The sequence below is a fragment of the Pseudomonas sp. E102 genome (genome assembly GCF_052660185.1).
Genome location: NZ_CP084025.1, coordinates 5,369,950 through 5,392,769, shown reverse-complemented (window position 1 = coordinate 5,392,769; position 22,820 = coordinate 5,369,950). Strand labels below are relative to the sequence as shown.

Genomic DNA, 22,820 nt, shown 5'->3' with positions numbered 1-22,820 from the left:
ATGTCATCGACCTCGTTTAGCCAGTCACTGCGTCGCCTTTGGGCGTTGGACAAGTTCAGTTATAGCGTGCGGGTGTTCATCGCCCTGACCGGCAGCATGGGGCTGTGCTGGTACCTGGACGAGATGGCGCTGCTGATTCCCCTGTTTTTGGGCATCATCGCCAGCGCCCTGGCCGAAACCGACGACAGCTGGCAAGGCCGCCTCAACGCACTCGCGGTGACGCTGGTGTGCTTCAGCGTCGCCGCGCTGTCGGTGGAATTGCTGTTCCCCTACCCCATCCTGTTCATCGTTGCCCTGGCCCTGGCGGCATTCGGCCTGACCATGCTCGGCGCCCTGGGCGAGCGGTATGGCGCCATTGCTTCGGCGACTCTGATCCTGTCGGTCTATACCATGATCGGCGTGGACCAACGCGGTGGCGCGGTCACGGATTTCTGGCATGAACCCTTGCTTCTGGTGGCGGGCGCCGCATGGTACGGCCTGCTCTCGGTGGTGTGGCACGCGCTGTTTTCGAACCAGCCGGTGCAGCAGAGCCTGGCGCGACTTTTCCGTGAACTGGGGCGTTACCTCAAGCTCAAGTCGTCGTTGCTCGAACCGGTCCGACAATTGGACGTCGAGGCACGACGCCTGGAACTGGCCCAGCAGAACGGCCGGGTGGTCGCTGCGCTCAACAGCGCGAAGGAAATCATCCTGCACCGCGTCGGCAATGGCCGGCCGGGCTCGAAAGTCAGCCGCTACCTGAAACTCTATTTCCTCGCCCAGGACATCCACGAACGCGCGAGCTCGTCCCACTACCCCTATAACGCCCTGGCCGAGGCCTTCTTCCACAGCGATGTGCTGTTCCGTTGCCAGCGTCTGCTGCGCCAGCAAGGCAAGGCCTGCCAGGCATTGGCCGAGTCGATCCAGCTACGCCAACCGTTCGTCTACGACGACAGCTTCGCCGAAGCCTTGAATGACCTGCATGCGTCCCTTGAACACCTGCGCATCCAGAGCAACCCGGCCTGGCGTGGCTTGCTGCGCTCGCTGCGGGCGCTGTCGGTGAACCTGGGCACGATGGACCGCCTGCTCAGTGATGCGAGCAACCCCGACGCCCTGGCCGATGCCTCCGACAGTAGCCTCCTCGACCGCTCGCCGCGCAACCTCAAGGACGTCTGGCTGCGCCTGCGCACACAGCTCACGCCCACTTCGCTGTTGTTTCGTCACGCCCTGCGCTTGCCCCTGGCCCTGAGCGTCGGCTACGCCATGGTGCATCTGATCCACCCTTCCCAGGGCTACTGGATCATCCTCACCACGTTGTTCGTCTGCCAACCCAATTACGGTGCCACCCGGCGCAAGCTCGGCCAGCGGATCATCGGCACCGCCATCGGCCTGACGGTGGCCTGGGCGCTGTTCGACCTGTTTCCCAACCCGCTGGTGCAATCGTGCTTCGCCATCGTCGCCGGAGTGGTGTTCTTCACCAACCGCACCACCCGCTACACCCTGGCCACCGCCGCCATCACGATCATGGTGCTGTTCTGCTTCAACCAGGTCGGGGACGGCTATGGACTGCTTCTGCCACGGTTGTTCGATACCCTGCTGGGCAGCCTGATCGCCGGGCTGGCGGTTTTCCTGTTCCTGCCCGACTGGCAAGGGCGGCGGCTGAACAAAGTCCTCGCCAATACGCTGACCTGCAACAGCATCTATCTGCGCCAGATCATGCAGCAATACGCGGCCGGCAAGCGCGACGACCTGGCCTATCGCCTGGCCCGACGCAACGCCCATAACGCCGACGCCGCGCTGTCCACGACGCTGGCGAACATGCTGATGGAGCCCGGGCACTTCCGTAAGGAAGCCGATGTCGGGTTCCGCTTCCTGGTGCTCTCCCATACCCTGCTCAGCTACCTGTCGGGCCTGGGCGCCCACCGGGGCACGGAATTGCCCACGGACGTGCGCGAGTACCTGATCGACGGCGCGGGGGTGAAACTGGCCACCAGCATCGACGAAATCGCCCAAGGCCTGGCGAGCAAGCAGCCGATTGCAATCCAGAGCGACGAGGAAGAAACCCTCGCCAGCGAGCTTGAGCAGATGCCCGATGAAATCGACGAAGGCCAGCGCCTGGTGCAGACGCAACTGGCATTGATCTGCCGCCAGCTGGGGCCGTTGCGCACCTTGGCGGCGCATTTGATCAAGGACACCAGTGAGGCTTGAGTGTTGCGGTGGCCAAACCAGCCCCTTCGCGAGCCTGCTCGCGAAGGAGATCAGCCACGCTGCGGTCTCACATCCCGTGCGCCTTCAATAGCCGCTGATAACTCCCATCGGCCTTCATCGCCGCAATCTCGCGATCGAAACCGGCCACGATCCGCTCATGCTCGGGGGTCTTCAGGCTGACCAGGATGTGCAGGCTGTTCTCGCTCAGGGGCTTGGGCAGGAATTCCACGGCATTGCGCACCTTGGGGGATTCTCGAGCCAGGTAGTAACGGGCGACGTATTCGTCTTCCAGGGTCAGCTTCACCCGGTCGGCGGCCACCATGCGCACGGCCATCGCGAAGTTATGCACAGGGACCTTCTGCATCTGCCCGTCCTCGTCGAACGCCTTGGCATAGGCATAGCCGCGCACCACGGCTACAGGAAAAGCGTAAAGCTGTTGCAGATTGTCGAATTCGATGGCCGCGTCCTTGCGCTTGATGAAGCGCACGCGATTGAGCAGGTATTCGGCCGAAAACTGGCCCACATGGGTGCGCTCTTGGGCATACCAGGCGTTGATCAACACGTCGTAGCGCCCTTCACTGATACCCAGCATCGCCCGGGCCCAGGGTACCTGCTCGAAGTCGCTGGCATAACCGGCCCGTGCCAGTGCAGTGGTGACGATATCGGTGGCCAAGCCGCCATTGATCAACGTCGAATCGGTGAAGGGCGGCCAGGCATCCGCGACCAGGCGCAACTTCTGCGCGCAGGCGTGGTGGCTCAGCAACAGCAATCCGACCAAAGCAAGAGCTCGATGCAATCGCGGCATGCCAAACATCCTTGACGGGTTCAAAGCCCGGTTTGTTTTTAGCCGAAACTCAAGGGAAGTCCTGAGACATCCGGTCCTAACGTTAGCTCATCGAAACCGCTGCGCAGTGCTCGAATAAAGATTACACAAAGAAGACGGGACCGCGACACATCCATGATGGCATTTTGGCCTTTTATCACAGTTTTTTCGTCTGATCGCAGAAGAGACTTCCGACGCAAGGGCGCCTAATATCGGCATCAGGTTCTCAAGGAAATTCAAAAAATGGATATCGACTGGGTCTGCAAACATCACAACGACCTGAACAAGGAACAGCTGTACGCCATCCTCAAACTGCGCGCCGAGGTGTTCGTCGTAGAGCAGAACTGTGCCTATCCGGATGTCGACGGACTGGACCTTGAGGGCGACACGTGCCACCTGATGGCTTGGCGCGACAACCATCTGGTCGCCTACCTGCGCTTGCTCGATCCACATTCGCAAAACAGCGATGTGGTGATTAGTCGGGTGGTCATCGCGCCCGAAGCACGAGGCCAGGGGTTGGGACACGCGCTGATGGAACACGCCCTCAAGCAGGCGGAAAAACACTGGCCAGGTACGTCGATTTCATTGTCGGCCCAGGCGCATCTGCAAGGTTATTACGGGCGATATGGGTTTGAGGCGGTGGGCGTGGAGTATCTGGAAGATGGGATTCCACATATCGGTATGCATCGTCCCTGAAGTCCGCTTCGCGAGCAGGCTCGCTCCCACCAAGGTTGCATTCAAATATGCGAGCGAGCTAGCTCCGGGCGGCGGTCCGACGATGGGGCCAGTAAAACTTCAGGGATACCCAAGCACCGCCTTGATCCGCTCGAGGTTCTGCTCGATCCACCGCCGATCAATCGCCCCCCAGTCACGAATTCGATACTGCCCGGCATGGTTGCGCGCGCCTTGCTGCTGTTCGAACTCACAGATGATGTCCAGGTCCGCCAATGCCGCGACAGTATCCTGCGCGGTACGCCGTGGCATGCCGGTGGCCTCGGTGAGCGCGGGAATGTTGCTGGCCAGGTCGCTGTTGATCAGGTAAGCCACATACAGGCGACGATAGAAGCTGCTCTTGGTCTTGCTGACGTCCATCCACTCATTCCTTGTCTTGTTGCAGGTCGCGCCAGGTCAGGTACACGCGCAAATCGAATTCCAGCTGGTGGTAGCCCGGCAGCATGTGTTCGCAAAGGTTATAGAACGCCTTGTTGTGGTCCGACTCCTTGAAGTGGGCGAGCTCGTGGACCACGATCATCTTCAGAAACTCAGGCGCCGCGTCCTTGAACAACGAGGCAATGCGGATTTCCTTCTTGGCCTTGAGCTTGCCGCCCTGCACCCGCGAGACAGCCGTGTGCAGGCCGAGCGCGCGGTGGGTCAGGTCGAGACGGTTGTCGAACAGCACCTTGTCGATCGCCGGTGCGTTGCGCAGGTATTGCTGCTTGATTTGCAGCGCATAACCATACAACGCCTTGTCGCTCTGGATCGGATGGCGGCCGGGATAGCGCTGGTGCAGGTAGTCGCCCAGCCGATCCTGGGCAATCAATTGCTGCACCTGGGCTTGCAGGGCGGCGGGGTACGCCTGGAGGTACTTGAGCGTGGTCATCGGCCGGCAACAAATCACAAAAGGTTGCCAGTGTAGCGAATTCAGGCCTGCACCGCGCTCCAGTCGAAGGGCCGGGCAAAGGCATCGGTATCCTCGGCCATCAAGGGCCGCGCCACCAGGAAACCTTGTACATATTCACAACCGTGATCCCTGAGCCACTGGTATTGCGCCGCGGTTTCAACCCCCTCAGCGATCACCCGCAACCCCAGTTGACCGCACAGATCGATCACCGAGGCGGCCAACGCGGCGTCCCGTGGCGAGTCCGGCAAGCGGGCAATCAAATGCCGATCAAGCTTGAGGGTATCGAGCTCAAGATCGCGCAGATGCGCCAGCGAGCAAGGGCCCGAACCGAAATCGTCCAATGCCACCCGCACGCCCAGGTGACGCAGCAGCCGCAACTGTTTATGGGTCTCGTCGGGGTTGCGCATCAACGCATCTTCCGTCACTTCAACCTCCAGTTGCCGGGGCTTCAAGGCATGGCGCTCCAGCACCTGGCGTAATTCGGTGACCAGGTTCGGCATGCCGAACTGCGTACTGCTAAGGCTCACACCCAGCACCAGGTCATCCGCGAACATGCGTTCCCAGACTTTGCGCTGGGCCGCGCTGCGATGATAAATCCAGCTGCCCAGCCGGCTGATCAACCGTACCTCCTCAAGCAACGGCAGGAACAAGCCTGGCGGCACGTCGCCGACGCTCGGATGCTGCCAGCGCAACAGCGCTTCGAAGCCGCGAGTGCGCCCATCGCGAATGCTGACCTGCGGCTGATAGACCATGTTGAAATCACGGTTCTCGATTGCCGAACGCACGCTCTCTTCGAGCATGAGCCGTGAACGGGCTCGACCGTTCATTTCATGGTCGTAGAAACGGTATTGCTGGCGGCCGGCACGCTTGGCTTCGTACATGGCGATGTCGGAGGCGCGCAGCAAACCGTCGAGGTTGGAGCCGCAGTCCGGATAGGTCGCGATACCAATGCTCGCCCCCAGCGTCACGTCCATGCCGTCGATCTGCTGGCAGACCGAGACCCGCTCGATGAGCTTTTCGGCAATCTTCGCCGCCTGCTCAGGCAGTTCCAGATCCAGCAGCGCGGTGAATTCGTCGCCCCCCAGGCGCGCCAGGATGTCGAACGGACGCAGGCACGTCTTCAATTGCTCCGAGACCCAGCGCAGCACCCGGTCACCGGCATCGTGGCCCAGGGAATCGTTGACCCGCTTGAATCCATCCAGATCCAGGTACAGCAACACCCAGTTGCTTTCCAGCCGCTCGCTGCGCATCAGCAGGTTTTCCGCCGTCTGATAGAACCCCCTGCGGTTGAGCAGGCCGGTCAAGGGGTCGGTGACAGCCTGGAATTCGAGTTGCTGATGCAGATGACGAACCACCGACATGTCCTGAAGCGTGACCACCATCGCCCTCTGCTCCGCAGGCAATGGCGCGCAGGACAAGGCTACCGACACCTGCTGGCCAGGCGCGGTACGCAACACGGCATCGTGCAAGCGCCAGGTTTCGCCGCGCATGTAGGCGGTATGGATGTCGGAATCAAGCCATTCGGGAATGTGGGGTTTTTGCAGGAAATCGAGGAACGCCGAGCCCTGCAACCGGTCGGCGGTGGCGTTGAGCAAGCGGCAGGTGGAAGGGTTGGCGAACCGGATGCATCCGTTCTCATCCACCACGAGGATTCCCTCGGCGGCGTTGTCCAGCACCGAGGCATTGAAGGCCCGGGCAGCCTCGAGATCCTGGCTCAGACGCTGCAACGCGCGCCGGTTGCGCTGGTGCTCCAGCAAGGCATGCACCTTGGGCTTGAGGATCTGTGGATCGAATGGCTTGAACAGGTAATCCACCGCGCCACTGGCGTATCCCTTGATGACCGCGTCCTGGGATTGCTCATTGGCCGTCAGGAAGATGATGGGCGTAAGCCGCGTGCGCTGGCTGCCACGCATCAGGCGCGCCACTTCGAAGCCGTCCATGTCCGGCATCTGCACATCCAGCAGCACCAGGTCGATGTCGTGTTCCAGGAGCATGTTGAGCGCCTCGACACCAGAGGCGGCGGTCATCACCCGCCAATCCGGACGCTGCAACAACGCTCGCATGCTGAGCAGGTTTTCAGGGTAGTCATCAACGATCAAAAGGACGGAGCTGTCTTCGCCAAACGGGGGTTGCGCGCATTCCATGCTGCTTCTCTTATCGGGGCGCCATGTCCGTCTTATAGAACAAGGCGGACAACATACAGTGATCTCACTCTAGACCGGGATTTTGAAAAGCAGTAGGTGTCATCGCGCCATCATCCAGACAAAGCCCGAAATAGCCGACTAACGGTCACCCTCTCCAGGCACAGAAACTGCAATGACCTACTCGACGAACAATTGACGTCAAACATTCGCCGACCGGTCAACAACAAAAAGCCCCATCCAGCGTTTCGAGACGCTTCAAAGGGCGGTTTAAAGCCTCCCGACACGGCGTGCACCTTTTACATCAGATACGTAGGAACCTGGACATGATCGATCTCGCAACCTGGAACTTGAGCATCCCCGAAGGCAGCCCGGCGATGACCATCGACACCCCTCGCCTGGCCCAAGGGTTCAAGGACCAATATTTCAACGCCGAAACCGGCACCGTATTCTTTTGGGCGCCAGTGACCGGCACCAAAACGGCCAACGCGAGTTACCCGCGGAGCGAGCTGCGGGAAACCTTTCCCGACGGACGATTGCGCAACTGGCTCTACCCTGCGGCAGATAACACCTTACGCGCGACCGTGGCGGTCAACCAGGTGCCCAGCACCGGCAAGATCGTGATCGGCCAGATTCACACAAAGGACAGCAACAGCCCGATGGTGAAGCTGGAATACCAATACAAGACTAAAAGTTCGACCGGCAACATCGTCGCCAAAGTGCGCATGCGCCCGGATGACAAGGAGGGCCAGGTCATCACCGTCGCTACCGGTGTGACGCTCAACCGCAACTTTCCCTACATGATCCACCTGAGCCCCAAGGGCGCGTTGGGCATTTCCGCGGCGGGTTACAACTGGCGCACCACCGTTGACCCAAGCTGGAAAGTCAAACCGCTCTACTTCAAGGCAGGCGCGTACGTGCAAGACAACACCGGTTATGTCACTGAAGGCGGGAAAGTGACGTTCAGCAAGTTGGAAATCAAGCACACCACGCTTTGATCGCCGACCCGCTCCGCCGCCATTGCAGCAGGGACGCTGCGATGGGTTCCCGCCTTCATCCCTCGGTTTCAACAGGCCCATGATGTCTTCACGCAACAAGCGTCAAAAGGCCATCGTGTAATCGTTCCCTCGAAAATCCAATTTCTCGACCAGCGGTCCCTTCTCTCGGGCACAAAACCGCAAAACGCCACTCTGACGGTCTGCTGACGCCAACCCTTCGCCGGACGAACGTGCCAATTTTTCGTCCGCGCCTGCGTCTGGCCTCAGCAAAAGCGCGTCTTAGAGCCTCCGGCTGTGGCGTAAATCATTTCTTTTTCTCAGAAAGGATCCGAACATGGTCGATCTTGCAACCTGGAACCTGAGCATTCCCGAAGGCAGCCCGCCGAAAACCATCGAAACGCCGCGCCTGGTGGACGGGTTCAAGGATAAGTATTTCAATTCCCAAGGCAGCACGGTGTATTTCTGGTCGCCGGTGACGGGCTCCAAGACTGAAAATGCGATCTACCCGCGCAGTGAACTGCGCGAAACCTATAAAGACGGAAGGTTGCGCAATTGGGTCTACCCAGACGCCGACAACTTCCTGAGGGCAACGCTCGCCGTCAATCAAGTACCTAGCAGCGGCAAGATCGTCATCGGTCAGATCCATGCCAAGGACAGCAGCAAACCCATGGTCAAGCTGGAATACCAATACAAGGACGACAGCGACACCGGGAACATCGTCGCCAAGGTCCGCATGCGCCCCGATGACAGCGAAGGCAGGGTTATCACCGTCGCCACGGGGGTGAAGCTCAATCGGTCCTTCTCCTACCGGATTCACCTCGATCGTACCGGTGACCTGGGCATCACCGCGGCCGGCAACAGTTGGTACACCACCGTCGGCCGCGCCTGGCGCGACAAGCCGTTGTACTTCAAGGCCGGGGTATACGTGCAGGACAACTCGGGCTACACCAGCGAAGGCGGGAAGGTGACGTTCAGCGTGCTGGATATCGATCACAACACCTGAGTTTTCACGTCCTAAAATCTCGTAGGAATTTACACCATGTGGCGAGGGAGCTTGCTCCCGCTGGGCTGCGAAGCGGCCCCTTCTTTCCGCCAGCCCCATCTCATGCACCGGTTTTGCGGGGGCTGCGCCCCCGAGCGGGAGCAAGCTCCCTCGCCACAGGGGGCCGGTGCGTCCTACAGGGCCGATTTTGGCCTTGGGAATCTGCTCTATAGTTCGGTGGGTCTGCTGGCTTTGGTTGGTGGACAAGGGTTTCGCAGCCCGTGTGAGTTAGAATCACGACCGTCAGAAATCGACATAGGCACTCCTGTCTATGCTCGGCTTTTCATGGCGGCTGTGTGTGGGAGATCTTCGGGTCTGCCGGGTTTCTCTAACTCCTCGGTCTGCGAACCCGCACATGGCTGCCACCAAATTTGTTTCGCAGCGAACGGTGGCAAATACCTATTTGAGTTAGAGGTTTGTCATGAAAGCCGAACAATTGCCCACTCGCTTCACTCCGCTCACCCCGATCGCCACCACCCAGCCCGTCCTGTTCATCGATAAAACCGTCCCACTGACCGAGCTTCACGCCTGCGCCAGCGAACGCTTGCATGCCACGCTCGACTACCTGACGCTCATGGCCTGCGCCACCTTGCGCGACTCGGCTGCTGGCGACTTCAACACCCTAACGAACGTCGCCCGGATCCTCGACCAAGACGTGACGGACGTGTTCGGTGTCATTGAACAGCGCGGCCTCGAAGACCAATAGAGGTCCCCTGTGTGCGAGCCTGTTCGCGAATCGGCAAAGCAGTGATATCCACTGACACACCGCGAGCGCGAGCAAGCTCACCTAATCCGCAGGCAAAGTCATCGGACGATAGGAGGTCATGTGCATATTCTTTTGAGCAGAGTAGGATTAAATCCCATCTTACCCAGGAGGCTCATCATGCGTAGCACTCAACAGTTCAGCATCACGCTGCCTAACCAGATGGCTGACGTAGTGAAAGCCAAGGTGGCTGCCGGTGAGTACGCCACTGAAAGCGAAGTCATTCGGGATGGCCTCCGAGCACTGCTAGCTCGTGATCGTGCGTTGGAAAACTGGCTCGTAGGCCAAGTGGCCCCAGCTTATGACGCGTTGAAAACCGATCCCTCGCGAGCATTGAACGTGGACCAGGTGCGCTCCCGATTGGCGGCAGAGCACGAAAATTCCACTGTGAAACCGTGAATGGCTTACACCGTCGAGTTTGCACCGGAAGCCCTTGAGCAATTAGCTGCCCTCTACCGCTACATTGCCACAGCGGCTTCGCCGGAAATGGCCCGTCGGTATACCGACGCCATCGTGACCTACTGTGAAGAACTACAGACGTTCCCGCACCGAGGGAACCAAAGGCACGAGATACGCCCGGGTTTGCATATCACAAACTACCGTAAACGGACCGTGATCGCCTTTGCTGTTGAAGCCGAGCTGGTTTCCATTCTGGGCGTGTTTTATGGCGGACAAGACTTTGAGGGCGCTTTGCAGAGTGGGCTGGACGATTAAAACCAGCTCACTCTCGAAGCGGCCAACCCAAGCACCGGCTATACACACAAATCCGCCCCATTAAAAAACCCGCATCACTGCGGGTTTTTCTCACAACGTTGAAGCCTCAGTTGACCTTAGCGTTCAACTCACCCTTCAAATACCGCTGATACATGGCTTCCAACGAGATCGGCTTAATCTTCGAAGCATTACCCGCAGTACCAAACGCCTCATAACGCGCGATACACACATCCCGCATAGCGGTCACGGTCGCGCCAAAGAATTTACGCGGGTCGAACTCGCTCGGATTGGTCGCCATCAACCGACGCATGGCACCGGTAGAAGCCAGGCGCAAATCGGTATCGATGTTGACCTTGCGCACGCCGTACTTGATGCCTTCGACGATTTCTTCAACCGGCACGCCGTAGGTTTCCTTGATGTCGCCGCCGTACTGGTTGATGATCGCCAGCCACTCTTGCGGTACCGAGGACGAGCCGTGCATCACCAGGTGGGTGTTGGGGATGCGCTTGTGGATTTCCTTGATGCGGTCGATCGCCAGTACATCGCCGGTAGGCGGCTTGGTGAACTTGTAGGCGCCGTGGCTGGTGCCGATGGCGATGGCCAGGGCATCGACCTGGGTTTTCTTGACGAAATCCGCGGCTTCTTCCGGGTCGGTCAGCATCTGGCTGTGATCCAGCACGCCTTCGGCGCCGATGCCGTCTTCTTCGCCGGCCATGCCGGTTTCCAGCGAGCCCAGGCAACCCAGTTCGCCTTCCACCGAAACGCCGCAGGCGTGGGCCATGGCGACGGTCTGCTGGGTGACCCGCACGTTGTATTCGTAGTCGGTCGGGGTCTTGCCGTCTTCGCCGAGGGAGCCGTCCATCATCACCGAGCTGAAGCCCAGTTGGATGGAGCGCTGGCAGACGTCAGGGCTGGTGCCGTGGTCCTGGTGCATGCACACCGGGATGTGCGGGAATTCTTCGATCGCAGCCAGGATCAGGTGGCGCAGGAACGGCGCGCCGGCGTATTTGCGGGCACCGGCCGAGGCCTGGACGATTACCGGGGAGTCAGTCTTGTCAGCGGCTTCCATGATGGCGCGCATCTGCTCAAGGTTGTTGACGTTAAAGGCTGGGACGCCGTAGCCGAACTCGGCTGCGTGGTCCAGCATCTGACGCATGCTGATAAGTGCCATTGTGTGTATCTCTCCCGGTCGAGGGTCGTTAATCGTGCCAGCCTGCCGGAGCGGCGGGGGCTATTCAAGTCATTGCGGATCGGGGGTTGACCCGATCTGCGTGTCCAACGAAACAAAATCTCACTACAAACAAGAAACCCTGTGGGAGCGAGCCTGCTCGCGATGAGGGCCTAGCAGTCAACATCTCTGTTGCCTGAGGCATCGCTTTCGCGAGCAGGCTCGCTCCCACATTGGGTTTCGGCAGATCAGTCAGCCTTGCAGCCACGCCCAATCAAGTCATTGGTGGCGACCCAATACGCCAGGCCTTCCTCACCCTTGACGTGCAGCGCCAGCATGTCATCGCTGTACAGCGATCCTTCAGCGCCCGGCTCAAGCTTGAGACGGTAGACCTTGTCTGCGCCGCCCAGGCGAACATCCACTTCCTTGCGCGCTGCATCGGTATAACGCCAGAGCACCTTGGCCCCGCTATCACATGTCCAACTCGTCCAGCCTTCTGCAACGGGCTCGGACGATTGTAGAAAACCCAGTTGCGAGCAACCGGCCAACAATGCCAACGCCACAACGGCGACAAAGCCTTTCATCCGTGTTCCTCGGCTGACGGCCGAGCCGCCCGCCATGAGCTAATGAGTCTGACCCGTCAAGGGCAACCATGTTCCTTGACCGGCGCTTGCGTCTCGTATTTATCCAGGCCGTCCGGTCCTGAGCGCTTGTTCAGCACCGGATTGGTCTCGGCCTGCCAGTCAGCCTGATAACAGCCTTTTTCGGGCGCCGGCACCGTATTATCTGGCGCCGTGCCTTGCGGGCTGCTGGAACAGGCTACCAGCAACGTCGCGGCCATCAGCGCCATGAACGTCTTGAGCATCGGAACACTCCTTTGCCTGGTCAACGTCGCCTCAGGCCTTGGCCCGGCTTTCCAGGACTTCCACGGCAGGCAGCACTTTGCCCTCGACGAACTCGAGGAACGCGCCACCGCCGGTAGAAATGTAGGAGATCTGCTCGGCGACGCCATATTTATCGATGGCGGCCAGGGTGTCGCCGCCGCCCGCGATGGAAAACGCAGCGCTTTCGGCAATGGCCTGGGCCAGTACCTTGGTGCCGTTGCCGAACTGATCGAATTCGAATACGCCAACCGGGCCGTTCCACAGGATGGTCTGGGAGGATTTCAGCAGTTCGGCGAAATTGGCTGCGGTTTGCGGGCCAATGTCGAGGATCATGTCGTCTTCGGCCACATCAGCGATCAGCTTCACCGTCGCGGCGGCGCTCTCGGCGAACTCCTTGGCGACCACCACGTCCACCGGCAGCGGCACGCTGACCTTGGCGGCGATTTCACGGGCGGTTTCCAGCAGGTCCGGCTCGTACAGCGACTTGCCGACGGGATGTCCAGCGGCGGCGAGGAAGGTGTTGGCAATGCCGCCACCGACGATCAATTGGTTGCAGACCTGGCTCAGGCTGTTGAGTACATCCAGCTTGGTCGACACCTTGGAGCCAGCAACGATCGCGGCCATCGGTTGAGCTGGAGAGCCCAGGGCCTTGCCCAGCGCATCAAGCTCGGCAGCCAGCAACGGGCCAGCAGCGGCGACCTTGGCGAATTTCGCCACGCCGTGGGTCGAGCCCTCGGCACGGTGTGCGGTGCCGAAGGCGTCCATCACGAACACGTCGCAGAGGGCGGCGTATTGCTGGGCCAGTTCATCGGCGTTCTTTTTCTCGCCTTTGTTGAAGCGCACGTTTTCGAACAACACGACGTCGCCAGCCTTGACGTCGACACCACCCAGGTAATCAGCCACCAGGGGCACGTCACGGCCCAGGGCCTTGCTCAGGTAGTCGGCGACAGGCTTGAGGCTGTTTTCCGCCGAGAACTCGCCTTCGGTCGGACGGCCCAGGTGCGAGCAGACCATCACCGCAGCGCCTTTTTCCAGGGCCAGCTTGATGGTCGGCAGCGAGGCCAGGATGCGCGCGTCGCTGGTGACGACACCGTCCTTGACGGGGACGTTGAGGTCTTCGCGGATCAGTACGCGCTTACCTTGCAGATCGAGGTCGGACATCTTCAACACGGTCATGGGTCGCAATTCCTGGGTAACTGTTTAGAGAGCAGGTTTATTGGAAGCTGTTTGCAGGTAGTGCTCGGCAACGTCCAGCATTCGATTGGCAAAACCCCATTCGTTGTCGAACCACGCCAGGATGTTCACAAGCCTCGGCCCGGAAACACGTGTCTGGCTGGCATCGACGATGGCCGAATGCGGGTCGTGGTTAAAATCACAGCTGGCATGAGGCAACTCGGTATAGGCCAGAAGGCCTTTGAGCGGGCCGCGGGTGGCGGCTTCGCGCAGGATCCGGTTGACCTCGGTGGCGTCGGTATCGCTCACGGTCTGCATCGTGATGTCGAGGCAGGACACGTTGACCGTCGGCACCCGCACGGCTTTGGCCTGAATTCGTCCGGCAAGTTCCGGCAACAGCCGTTCGATGCCGCGCGCCAGACCAGTGGACACGGGGATCACCGACTGGAAGGCCGAGCGGGTACGGCGCAGGTCCTCGTGGTGATAGGCGTCGATCACCGGCTGATCGTTCATTGCCGAGTGGATCGTAGTGATGGACACGTATTCCAGGCCAATGGCCTGGTCCAGCAGGCGCAACAGCGGCACGCCGCAGTTGGTGGTGCATGAGGCGTTGGACACCAGCAACTCTTCGCCGGTCAGGCAATCCTGGTTGACGCCAAAGACGATGGTGGCGTCGACGTCCGCCTCGCTGGCCATCGGCTGAGAAAACAGCACCCTTGGCGCGCCCGCAGCGATGAAACGCTGGCCATCGTCGCGAGTGTTGTAGGCGCCGGAGCATTCAAGCACCAGGTCGACACCCAGGGACGCCCAATCGATGCCTTCGGGGGTGGCACTGCGCAGGACCTTCACGCAATCGCCATTGATATGCAGACAGTCGCCCTCGACCCGCACTTCGCCGGGGAACCGGCCATGGGTGGAGTCAAAGCGTGTCAGGTATTCGATGCTGGCCATGTCGGCCAGATCGTTGATGGCCACGATCTCGAACCCAGCCTTCGCCCCTCGCTCGAACAACGCACGCAAGACGCAACGACCAATGCGGCCGTAGCCGTTGAGTGCAACTTTGTAGGGACGCGGTTGGGGCATGGGGTTCTCTGACCTGTGAGTCCAAAGGCTGCGTCGCCGGAACCACCGCTATCGTCGGATCGCCGCCCGGAGCGAGCTCGCTCCCACAGGGTCGGTGGAGATCCTTGTGGGAGCGAGCTTGCTCCGGGCGGCGATCCGACGATGGCAGAACAGACAACTTATGTGGATCAGTCTTCCAGCAGCTCTTCAGCCTGCCCCAGGATATTGTCCAGGGTGAAGCCGAATTCCTCGAACAGCGCCGAGGCAGGCGCCGATTCGCCATAGGTGGTCATGCCGATCACGCGACCTTCCAGGCCCACGTACTTGTACCAGTAATCGGCGTGAGCGGCTTCGATGGCAATCCGCGCGCTGACTTGCAGTGGCAACACCGCTTGCTTGTAGCCGGCGTCCTGGGCATCGAACACGCTGGTGCATGGCATGGAAACCACGCGCACGTTGCGGCCCTGCTCGGTCAGCTTGTCGTAGGCCTGGACGGCCAGGCCAACTTCCGAACCGGTGGCGATCAGGATCAGCTCAGGCTCGCCGATACAGTCCTTCAGCACATAGCCGCCACGGCTGATATCGCCGATCTGGCCGGCATCGCGGACCTGGTGTTGTAGGTTCTGGCGAGAGAAGATCAACGCCGACGGGCCGTCGTTGCGCTCGATGGCATGTTTCCAGGCCACGGCCGACTCCACGGCGTCGCATGGGCGCCAGGTGTCCAGGTTCGGCGTGCAGCGCAGGCTCGCCAGTTGCTCGATCGGCTGGTGGGTCGGGCCGTCTTCGCCCAGGCCGATGGAGTCGTGGGTGAACACATACAGCACCCGCTTTTTCATCAGTGCCGACATGCGCACGGCGTTGCGAGCGTATTCCATGAACATCAGGAAAGTCGCGCCGTAGGGCACCAGACCACCATGCAGGGCAACGCCGTTCATGATCGCGCTCATGCCGAATTCACGAACGCCGTAGTACATGTAGTTGCCGCTGGCGTCTTCAGCCGTCACGCCTTTGCAGCCTTTCCACAGGGTCAGGTTGGAACCAGCCAGGTCGGCCGAACCGCCCAGCAACTCCGGCAACAGCGGGCCGAAGGCATTCAGGGTGTTCTGGCTGGCCTTGCGGCTGGCGACGGTTTCGCCCTTGGCCGCGATTTCGGCGATGTACGCCGAAGCTTTTTCGGCGAAATCGGCCGGCAGCTCGCCGCTGAGGCGACGCACCAGTTCGTTGGCGAGTTCAGGGAATTCGGCGGAATAGGCCGCAAAACGCTGGTCCCACTCGGCTTCGGCCGCGCGGCCTTTTTCCTTGGCGTCCCATTCGGCATAGATGTCGGCCGGGATTTCGAACGGGCCGTGTTCCCACTTCAGCGCGGCACGGGTCAAGGCGATTTCCTCGGCACCCAATGGCGCGCCGTGGCAATCTTCCTTGCCCTGCTTGTTCGGCGAACCGAAACCGATGGTGGTCTTGCAGCAGATCAGGGTTGGCTGAGCGCTCTTGCGGGCCGTCTCGATGGCGATCTTGATTTCTTCCGGGTCGTGACCGTCGACGTTACGGATCACCAACCAGTTGTAGGCTTCGAAACGCTTGGGCGTGTCATCGGTGAACCAGCCTTCGACTTCGCCGTCGATGGAGATGCCGTTGTCATCGTAGAAAGCGATCAGCTTGTCCAGGCCGAGAGTGCCAGCCAGGGAAGCGACTTCGTGGGAAATGCCTTCCATCATGCAGCCATCACCCAGGAATACGTAGGTGTGATGGTCGACGACGTTGTGGCCGGGACGGTTGAACTGCGCCGCCAGGACTTTTTCCGCCAGGGCGAAGCCCACGGCGTTGGCCAGGCCTTGGCCCAGTGGACCGGTGGTGGTTTCCACGCCTGGCGTGTAGCCGTATTCCGGGTGGCCCGGGGTGCGGCTGTGCAGTTGGCGGAAGTTCTTCAGGTCATCGATCGACAGGTCATAACCGGTCAGGTGCAGCAACGAGTAAATCAACATCGAGCCGTGGCCGTTGGACAGCACGAAGCGGTCACGGTCAGCGAACGATGGGTTGCTCGGGCTGTGCTTGAGGTAATCGCGCCAAAGCACCTCGGCGATATCCGCCATACCCATGGGGGCGCCGGGATGGCCGCTGTTGGCTTTTTGCACGGCATCCATGCTGAGGGCACGAATGGCATTGGCACGCTCACGACGGCTGGGCATCGCTGATCTCCTGGGTTTTGAATAACGAAACTGAAAAAGGCGAGCATTTTCCCTCACCCACCCGCCCCGGGGCAATCAGATACTCGTCCAAAGGCGATATTTGCGGCGGATAAAGTCGCATCGGGCAGGTGAAACCTTTCCGCTGATGGTGGGTAGAGTCAAGCACACGCAAGGAAGTGCCATTTATCGAGCAATATCAAAACTTTTTGATATTGGCCTTGCGATGGACCAGGCCCGTCACTAGACTGCCGCCCATGAACTTACGCGTGCCTTCCATTCGCCATGATGACAGCGATGAGCTGGCGGCCCTTTGCAAGGCCGGCGGCGATCCGTTGCGGCTCAATGTATTGCGCGCCCTGGCGAACGACTCGTTCGGTGTATTGGAGCTGGCGCAGATCTTCGGCATTGGCCAGTCGGGCATGAGCCATCACCTCAAGGTCCTGGCCCAGGCCGACCTGGTGGCTACGCGGCGCGAAGGCAACGCGATCTTCTATCGGCGCGCCCTGCCCCACACCGAGCTTCTGGGTGGCAAGCTGCACGCCGCGCTGCTCGAAGAAGTGGACGAGCTGGACCTGCCGATGGAGGTACAGGACCGCATTGCCCAGGTCCACGGGCAACGCGCCGCCGCCAGCCAGGATTTTTTCGCACGAGTAGCAGAGAAATTTCGCGCCCAGCAGGACCTGATCGCCGGGCTGCCGCAATACCGTGACAGCGTCGTGGCACTGCTCGACAAGCTGAGCTTCGGCCCCTGTGCCACGGCGATGGAAGTCGGCCCCGGCGACGGCGCTTTCCTGCCGGAACTGGCGCGTCGCTTCAGCCAGGTGACAGCGTTGGACAACAGCCCGGCGATGCTCGAACTGGCCCGCCAGGTATGTGAGCGCGAGTCCCTGGCTAATGTCAGCCTGCAATTGGCCGATGCCCTGAACGGCGTGAGCCTGCGGGCCGATTGCGTTGTATTGAACATGGTGCTCCACCACTTTGCCGCACCGGCCGACGCGCTCAAGCACATGGCCAACCTGCTGCAACCGGGCGGTAGCCTGTTGGTGACAGAGTTATGCAGCCACAACCAGAGTTGGGCCAAGGAGGCCTGCGGTGATCTCTGGCTGGGGTTTGAACAGGACGATCTGGCCCGTTGGGCCACCGCTGCGGGCCTCGTGCCCGGGGAAAGCCTCTATGTAGGCTTACGTAATGGTTTCCAGATACAGGTCCGCCATTTTCAGCGGCCGGCTGGCGACACTCACCATCGGTAACTTGTAGGAAAACATCGAGATGAGCGAATACTCCCTTTTCACCTCCGAGTCCGTGTCTGAAGGGCATCCGGACAAAATCGCCGACCAGATTTCTGATGCGGTGCTGGACGCCATCATTGCTGAAGACAAGTTCGCCCGCGTGGCGTGCGAGACTCTGGTGAAAACGGGCGTGGCGATCATCGCCGGCGAAGTCACCACCTCGGCCTGGGTCGACCTGGAACAGATCGTTCGCGACGTGATCCTCGGCATTGGCTACAACAGCTCCGACGTCGGCTTCGACGGCGCGACCTGCGGCGTGATGAACATCATCGGCAAGCAGTCCCCGGACATCAACCAGGGCGTTGACCGCGCCAAGCCAGAAGACCAGGGCGCCGGCGACCAGGGCCTGATGTTCGGCTACGCCAGCAACGAAACCGACGTGTTGATGCCGGCTCCGATCACCTTCTCGCACCAGTTGGTCCAGCGTCAGGCCGAAGCCCGCAAATCCGGCCTGCTGCCTTGGCTGCGCCCGGATGCCAAGTCGCAAGTGACCTGCCGCTACGAAGGCGGCAAGGTCGTCGGCATCGATGCCGTCGTGCTGTCGACCCAGCACAACCCGGAAGTGTCCTACAAGGACCTGCGCGAAGGCGTGATGGAACTGATCGTCAAGCACGTGCTGCCTGCCGAACTGCTGTCCAAGGACACCCAGTTCCACATCAACCCGACCGGCCAGTTCATCATTGGCGGCCCGGTGGGCGACTGCGGCCTGACCGGTCGCAAGATCATCGTCGACAGCTACGGCGGCATGGCGCGTCACGGCGGCGGCGCGTTCTCCGGCAAGGACCCATCCAAGGTTGACCGTTCGGCGGCGTACGCCGGTCGTTATGTCGCCAAGAACATCGTCGCCGCCGGCCTGGCCGAGCGTTGCGAGATTCAGGTTTCCTACGCCATCGGCGTAGCCCAACCTACGTCCATCTCGCTGAATACCTTCGGCACCGGCAAGATCGGCGACGACAAGATCATCCAGCTGGTGCGTGAAGTGTTCGACCTGCGTCCATACGCGATCACCACTATGCTCGACCTGCTGCACCCGATGTACCAGGACACCGCAGCCTACGGCCACTTCGGTCGCACGCCGCAGACCAAGACCGTGGGCGACGACACCTTCACCACATTCACCTGGGAAAAAACCGACCGCGCCGACGCCCTGCGCGCCGCTGCCGGCCTGTAATACGCGCTGCAATGAAAAAGCCCCTGGTGACTCGGTCGCCAGGGGCTTTTTTTGCGTTTTGACAAAGGGGTATTGCTACGTCCGCCGCGCCACCAGCAAGAACGAAGCAGCACTCGCCAGCAACGCCGCACACATCCGGTTGAACAAGCGCTTGCCGCTAGGCCGGGCAAACAATCGCCGCGCATAAATGCCCATGTAGCAATACAAGCCGATCGCCACGCATTCCAGGGCGAGGAACAGCCCGCCCAATATGGCGAACTGTTGAGCGACAGTGCCAGTACGATCAACGAACTGCGGCAGGAAAGCGGTAAATAAAAGAATCGCCTTGGGATTGCCGATTGCCACCAGAAATTCCTGGCGCGCCAGGCTGGCCATGCTCATCGACTTGGTCGCCGCCTCGCTGCCGGCGTCAGGCCGCGCGCGCCATAACTGCACGGCGAGGTAAAAAAGATAGCCGGCGCCGACAAGCTTGATGCCCAGGAACAACAATTCCGAGGTGTGCAACACAGCCGTCAGCCCCACCGCCGCCAGGGCAATCATGATGGCAAAGGCCACCAATCGACCCACTCCGCCGCTGCACGCTCGGACGAAACCATAACGCGAGGCGTTACTGATCGATAGCAGGTTGTTCGGGCCCGGCGCCATGTTCAGCGCGAAGCAGGCAGGGATGAAGACAGCGAGCGTCGTCAGGTCCATCGTTTGCACTCCTGGCAGATCGGATCGAGCGCCCATTCTGCACCGGCCACCGACGGGTTCAAGGGACAGTTGCGCAGCCAGATCGACCCGGACTGTACCGTTGGCGATTCGCCTTCATTTCTTCGTAAAACCCGGTAACGCTCCAGGCCTCGCGCCTTTCACGGCAGCGGCTAGCCTTCGAGTACCTCATTTAGCAAGGATGCTTCGATGCTGCCGTTATTGCGCGTCTTCGCCTGTTATCTATCACTCGTGGCCCCGGCCATTGCTGCGCCGTGCCCCGATTGGCCCAAGGAGCGCGCCCAGGCGCAGGTCGACATCCTCCAGCGACAGGTCGACGCCTGGGACGATGCCTATCATCGCCTCGGCCGCGCCCTGGTGGCCGACGAGCTGTACGACCAGTCCCGCATGCAGCTGGAGCAATGGCGCCGTTGCCAGGGCCTAGCCCCCCTAGCCTCGTCCTTGCGAACGGCGGGCGGAAAAGTACCGCACCCTGTCGCTCATACGGGCCTGGATAAACTCCAGGATGCCAAAGCCGTGGGGAACTGGCTTGAAGGGCGATCGGACGTCTGGGTCCAGCCAAAGGTCGATGGTGTCGCGGTGACCCTTATCTATCACGGTGGGCACCTGCAACAGGCAATCAGCCGCGGCGATGGCAACCACGGGCACGACTGGACTTCGAACGCCCACAAGATCGAGGCCATTCCCCGCCAGTTGCGTCAACCCACGGACCTGCTCGTTCAGGGCGAGTTGTATTGGCGGCTCGACGATCATGTACAAGCCACTCGTGGCGGACTCAATGCCCGATCGGCGGTGGCCGGGTTGATGGCCCGCAAAGACCTGCCCCCCGGCCAGGCATCAGGAATCGGCCTGTTTGTTTGGGACTGGCCCGAGGGCCCGGCGACCCTGCCCGAACGGATCGCCGCGCTGAACGAGCTGGGCTTTGCCGATACGACCGGCTACAGCCAGCCTGTCGAGGCATTGGCCGATGCCGAACACTGGCGCAACCACTGGTATCGCACGCCCCTGCCATTTGCCAGCGATGGAATCGTGCTGCGCCAGAGCCACCGCCCACCGGCCGACCGCTGGCAGGCCCGGGCGCCGTTCTGGAGCGTGGCCTGGAAGTACCCGTACGCCCAGGCCCTGGCGCAGGTACGCAAGGTGCGTTTCAAGATCGGCCGTACCGGGCGCATCACACCCGTGCTGGAGCTTGAGCCCGTGACGCTCGATGATCGCCAGATCCAGCGGGTAAGCGTCAGCTCGCTCAAGCGTTGGGAGCAGATGGACATCCGCCCCGGCGACCAGGTGGCCATCAGCCTGGCCGGGTTGACCATTCCACGGCTCGACAGCGTTGTACTGCGCAGCGTCGAGCGCCCGGACCTCGAGGTACCGATCGCCGCCAACTACCACTTCCTGAGTTGCTGGCAGCCGACGCCCGGTTGCGAAAGCCAGTTCCTTGCGCGCTTGAACTGGCTCAGTGGCAAACATGGGCTCGGCCTGCCCCATGTCGGCCCCGGCACCTGGGAAAAGCTGCTGGCCGCGGGTCGACTCGACGGATTACTGGATTGGTTGACCCTCGATGCCACGGAGCTTGCTAACATTGCCGGTTTCGGCGAGCGCAGCAGCGCCCGCCTGCTGGCCAGCCTGCACAGCGCACGGCAGCAGCCTTTTCGGCGATGGCTCAAGGCCCTTGGCCTGCCGCCCACTGCTGAGGCCAAGCTGGACGGATCGTGGCAGGCGCTGGCTGGGCGCAGCATTGAACAATGGCAAGCCGAAGCCGGTATCGGGCCGGGACGCGCCGCGCAACTGAGCGCTTTTTTTCGCGACCCGCAGGTGCTGGCCTTGAGAGAAACACTACACACCGCTGGCGTCGACGGTTTCTGATTCGACCCGGCGCGGTTGAACCCAAGGGGCGGACATGCGTTCCAACAGCGCATCTACACCGACCGCCCGAGAGCCTTTATACGGAGTTGCTATGAATTTCCTGTCCCCCGTTGCCCTGCTCGCCCTGTGTGGTGCCATGGCTTCGCCTTTGATGGCAACTGAGCAACCCCCGGAGCTGACCGGGTGCGCGGCAAAGCGCCAGGGCATCATCAACCAGATCGAACTGGCCAAGTCCCGAGGCAATTCGGCCCAGCAAGCCGGGCTCGAAACAGCGCTGAACGAAGTGACCACTCATTGCACGGACGCATCCTTGCGCAAGGAGCGGGAAAACAAGGTCCTCGAGGCCAAGCACGAGGTGAGTCGTCGCCAGGCCGACCTGGAAAAAGCCATGAAGAAAGGCGACGCGGAGCGAATCAACAAGCGTAAAGACAAACTGGCGGCTTCCCGCAAGGAATTGCAGGAAGCGGTGGATGAGTTGGATAAATAAGCGGCAAGCTGCAAGCTTCAAGCGGCAAGCTCAAAGCTCCATGCTTTGAAACTGCCCACTGCTTCACGATCAGTGATTGCGAAACTCTTTATGGCAGGCACTGCACGCATCTTCGACTTTCTGCACCGCCGGCCCCAGGTTGCTGGCCCTGTAAGGCTGGACCTTGCTGGCCGTCACCAATTCACCGGTGGCCGCCTCAAGATTGCGGGCCAGTTCCTGAAAGCGCGCCTGCTTTTGCCAAACCTCATCCGTGGCGCTGGTGTGGTCTTCTTCACGAACCGGCGGGAAGTGCTTCCAAGGTTCGTGAGACAGTTGGTCCAGCTTTACCGCGCCGTCGGCAAAACGCACGCCGTCGAACGGAACACGGCCGCGCAGCATGCCGCCCAGTTCTTCACTGGTCTTGAGCATCTGTTTGAAAATCGCCTTGCGCTGGCCCAGGGGAGAGTTGGGATCGACGCCACCGCAGCCGGATAACATCAGGCAGGCCAGCACAGCCATGGAAAATCGTCTTACAAACATCTTTGCCTCGGGACAGGA

23 protein-coding genes are annotated in these 22,820 nt (G+C 60.9%); 11 read left to right on the top strand and 12 right to left on the bottom strand.

The genetic code is table 11. The annotated features are described in order from the left end of the window. The gene (gene yccS / locus DOCECA_RS24390; protein WP_434609096.1) at window positions 1-2,184 is read left to right on the top strand and encodes a YccS family putative transporter; all 2,184 of its coding nucleotides are present in this window, start codon (window positions 1-3) and stop codon (window positions 2,182-2,184) included. A 67-nt stretch (window positions 2,185-2,251) separates the two neighbouring features. Here the strand turns inward: yccS and DOCECA_RS24385 are convergent, their stop codons facing one another. Next, entirely contained in the window at window positions 2,252-2,989 is a 738-nt protein-coding gene (locus DOCECA_RS24385) for a substrate-binding periplasmic protein (protein WP_445571206.1), read from the bottom strand. Window positions 2,990-3,250: 261 nt separating this feature from the next. Here DOCECA_RS24385 and DOCECA_RS24380 point away from each other — a divergent pair, with 261 nt between their 5' ends. Continuing rightward, the gene (locus DOCECA_RS24380; RefSeq protein ID WP_445571205.1) at window positions 3,251-3,703 is read left to right on the top strand and encodes a GNAT family N-acetyltransferase; all 453 of its coding nucleotides are present in this window, start codon (window positions 3,251-3,253) and stop codon (window positions 3,701-3,703) included. 99 nt (window positions 3,704-3,802) lie between these two features. Here DOCECA_RS24380 and DOCECA_RS24375 read toward each other — a convergent pair whose 3' ends face one another. From DOCECA_RS24375 to DOCECA_RS24365, 3 genes are read right to left on the bottom strand one after another with little or no spacing between them, the layout of a single operon-like run. Beyond that, on the bottom strand, window positions 3,803-4,099 hold the full coding sequence (locus DOCECA_RS24375) for a winged helix-turn-helix domain-containing protein (RefSeq protein ID WP_445571204.1): 297 nt from the start codon (window positions 4,097-4,099) through the stop codon (window positions 3,803-3,805). Window positions 4,100-4,103: 4 nt separating this feature from the next. Beyond that, window positions 4,104-4,607 (bottom strand): M48 metallopeptidase family protein, encoded by a 504-nt coding sequence (locus DOCECA_RS24370; RefSeq protein ID WP_420764973.1) that lies wholly within the window; start codon window positions 4,605-4,607, stop codon window positions 4,104-4,106. Window positions 4,608-4,648: 41 nt separating this feature from the next. Then, window positions 4,649-6,772 (bottom strand): putative bifunctional diguanylate cyclase/phosphodiesterase, encoded by a 2,124-nt coding sequence (locus tag DOCECA_RS24365; RefSeq protein WP_434649797.1) that lies wholly within the window; start codon window positions 6,770-6,772, stop codon window positions 4,649-4,651. Window positions 6,773-7,095: 323 nt separating this feature from the next. Between DOCECA_RS24365 and DOCECA_RS24360 the strand changes: the two genes are divergently transcribed. The 5 genes from DOCECA_RS24360 (at window position 7,096) to DOCECA_RS24340 (ending at window position 10,286) form a co-directional block, all read left to right on the top strand. Further along, the gene (locus tag DOCECA_RS24360; protein WP_445571203.1) at window positions 7,096-7,767 is read left to right on the top strand and encodes a polysaccharide lyase family 7 protein; all 672 of its coding nucleotides are present in this window, start codon (window positions 7,096-7,098) and stop codon (window positions 7,765-7,767) included. Between the two features lie 334 nt (window positions 7,768-8,101). Continuing rightward, a complete protein-coding gene (locus tag DOCECA_RS24355) occupies window positions 8,102-8,770 on the top strand; it encodes a polysaccharide lyase family 7 protein (protein ID WP_420764976.1) in 669 nt (222 codons plus the stop codon). Between the two features lie 460 nt (window positions 8,771-9,230). Then, window positions 9,231-9,515 (top strand): fructose-bisphosphate aldolase, encoded by a 285-nt coding sequence (locus DOCECA_RS24350; RefSeq protein WP_434609089.1) that lies wholly within the window; start codon window positions 9,231-9,233, stop codon window positions 9,513-9,515. A 177-nt stretch (window positions 9,516-9,692) separates the two neighbouring features. After that, window positions 9,693-9,971 (top strand): ribbon-helix-helix domain-containing protein, encoded by a 279-nt coding sequence (locus tag DOCECA_RS24345; RefSeq protein ID WP_420764978.1) that lies wholly within the window; start codon window positions 9,693-9,695, stop codon window positions 9,969-9,971. Next, on the top strand, window positions 9,972-10,286 hold the full coding sequence (locus DOCECA_RS24340) for a type II toxin-antitoxin system RelE/ParE family toxin (protein ID WP_434609084.1): 315 nt from the start codon (window positions 9,972-9,974) through the stop codon (window positions 10,284-10,286). It begins immediately after the preceding gene. 106 nt (window positions 10,287-10,392) lie between these two features. On the opposite strand, the gene fba is transcribed toward DOCECA_RS24340, so the two are convergent. The 6 genes from fba to tkt all read right to left on the bottom strand — a co-directional run bounded on the left by fba (window position 10,393) and on the right by tkt (window position 16,759). Beyond that, the gene (gene fba / locus DOCECA_RS24335) at window positions 10,393-11,457 is read right to left on the bottom strand and encodes a class II fructose-bisphosphate aldolase (RefSeq protein ID WP_003177554.1); all 1,065 of its coding nucleotides are present in this window, start codon (window positions 11,455-11,457) and stop codon (window positions 10,393-10,395) included. A gap of 245 nt (window positions 11,458-11,702) precedes the next feature. Continuing rightward, window positions 11,703-12,038, bottom strand: a complete 336-nt coding sequence (locus DOCECA_RS24330) for an MliC family protein (RefSeq protein WP_434561867.1) — start codon at window positions 12,036-12,038, stop codon at window positions 11,703-11,705. Window positions 12,039-12,094: 56 nt separating this feature from the next. Beyond that, window positions 12,095-12,319, bottom strand: a complete 225-nt coding sequence (locus DOCECA_RS24325; protein ID WP_445571202.1) for a hypothetical protein — start codon at window positions 12,317-12,319, stop codon at window positions 12,095-12,097. A gap of 31 nt (window positions 12,320-12,350) precedes the next feature. Further along, the gene (locus DOCECA_RS24320) at window positions 12,351-13,514 is read right to left on the bottom strand and encodes a phosphoglycerate kinase (RefSeq protein ID WP_420764982.1); all 1,164 of its coding nucleotides are present in this window, start codon (window positions 13,512-13,514) and stop codon (window positions 12,351-12,353) included. Between the two features lie 24 nt (window positions 13,515-13,538). Beyond that, complete coding sequence (gene epd, locus DOCECA_RS24315) at window positions 13,539-14,594, bottom strand: erythrose-4-phosphate dehydrogenase (RefSeq protein WP_420764983.1); 1,056 nt, start codon at window positions 14,592-14,594, stop codon at window positions 13,539-13,541. A 167-nt stretch (window positions 14,595-14,761) separates the two neighbouring features. Then, window positions 14,762-16,759, bottom strand: a complete 1,998-nt coding sequence (gene tkt, locus DOCECA_RS24310) for a transketolase (protein ID WP_420764984.1) — start codon at window positions 16,757-16,759, stop codon at window positions 14,762-14,764. A 254-nt stretch (window positions 16,760-17,013) separates the two neighbouring features. Here tkt and DOCECA_RS24305 point away from each other — a divergent pair, with 254 nt between their 5' ends. Together DOCECA_RS24305 and metK are read left to right on the top strand one after the other, a co-directional pair. Next, window positions 17,014-18,009, top strand: coding sequence for an ArsR/SmtB family transcription factor (locus DOCECA_RS24305; protein WP_420764985.1), 996 nt, complete (start codon window positions 17,014-17,016; stop codon window positions 18,007-18,009). A gap of 19 nt (window positions 18,010-18,028) precedes the next feature. After that, complete coding sequence (gene metK, locus DOCECA_RS24300; protein ID WP_030137860.1) at window positions 18,029-19,219, top strand: methionine adenosyltransferase; 1,191 nt, start codon at window positions 18,029-18,031, stop codon at window positions 19,217-19,219. A gap of 75 nt (window positions 19,220-19,294) precedes the next feature. On the opposite strand, the gene DOCECA_RS24295 is transcribed toward metK, so the two are convergent. Continuing rightward, entirely contained in the window at window positions 19,295-19,915 is a 621-nt protein-coding gene (locus DOCECA_RS24295) for a LysE family translocator (protein ID WP_445571201.1), read from the bottom strand. Window positions 19,916-20,122: 207 nt separating this feature from the next. Here DOCECA_RS24295 and ligB point away from each other — a divergent pair, with 207 nt between their 5' ends. Both ligB and DOCECA_RS24285 read left to right on the top strand, forming a co-directional pair. Continuing rightward, window positions 20,123-21,796, top strand: coding sequence for an NAD-dependent DNA ligase LigB (ligB, locus tag DOCECA_RS24290; protein ID WP_434701307.1), 1,674 nt, complete (start codon window positions 20,123-20,125; stop codon window positions 21,794-21,796). Window positions 21,797-21,887: 91 nt separating this feature from the next. Next, window positions 21,888-22,283 (top strand): DUF1090 domain-containing protein, encoded by a 396-nt coding sequence (locus DOCECA_RS24285; protein WP_420764988.1) that lies wholly within the window; start codon window positions 21,888-21,890, stop codon window positions 22,281-22,283. A gap of 69 nt (window positions 22,284-22,352) precedes the next feature. On the opposite strand, the gene DOCECA_RS24280 is transcribed toward DOCECA_RS24285, so the two are convergent. After that, window positions 22,353-22,802, bottom strand: coding sequence for a c-type cytochrome (locus DOCECA_RS24280; protein WP_420764989.1), 450 nt, complete (start codon window positions 22,800-22,802; stop codon window positions 22,353-22,355). Window positions 22,803-22,820: the final 18 nt, after the last annotated feature.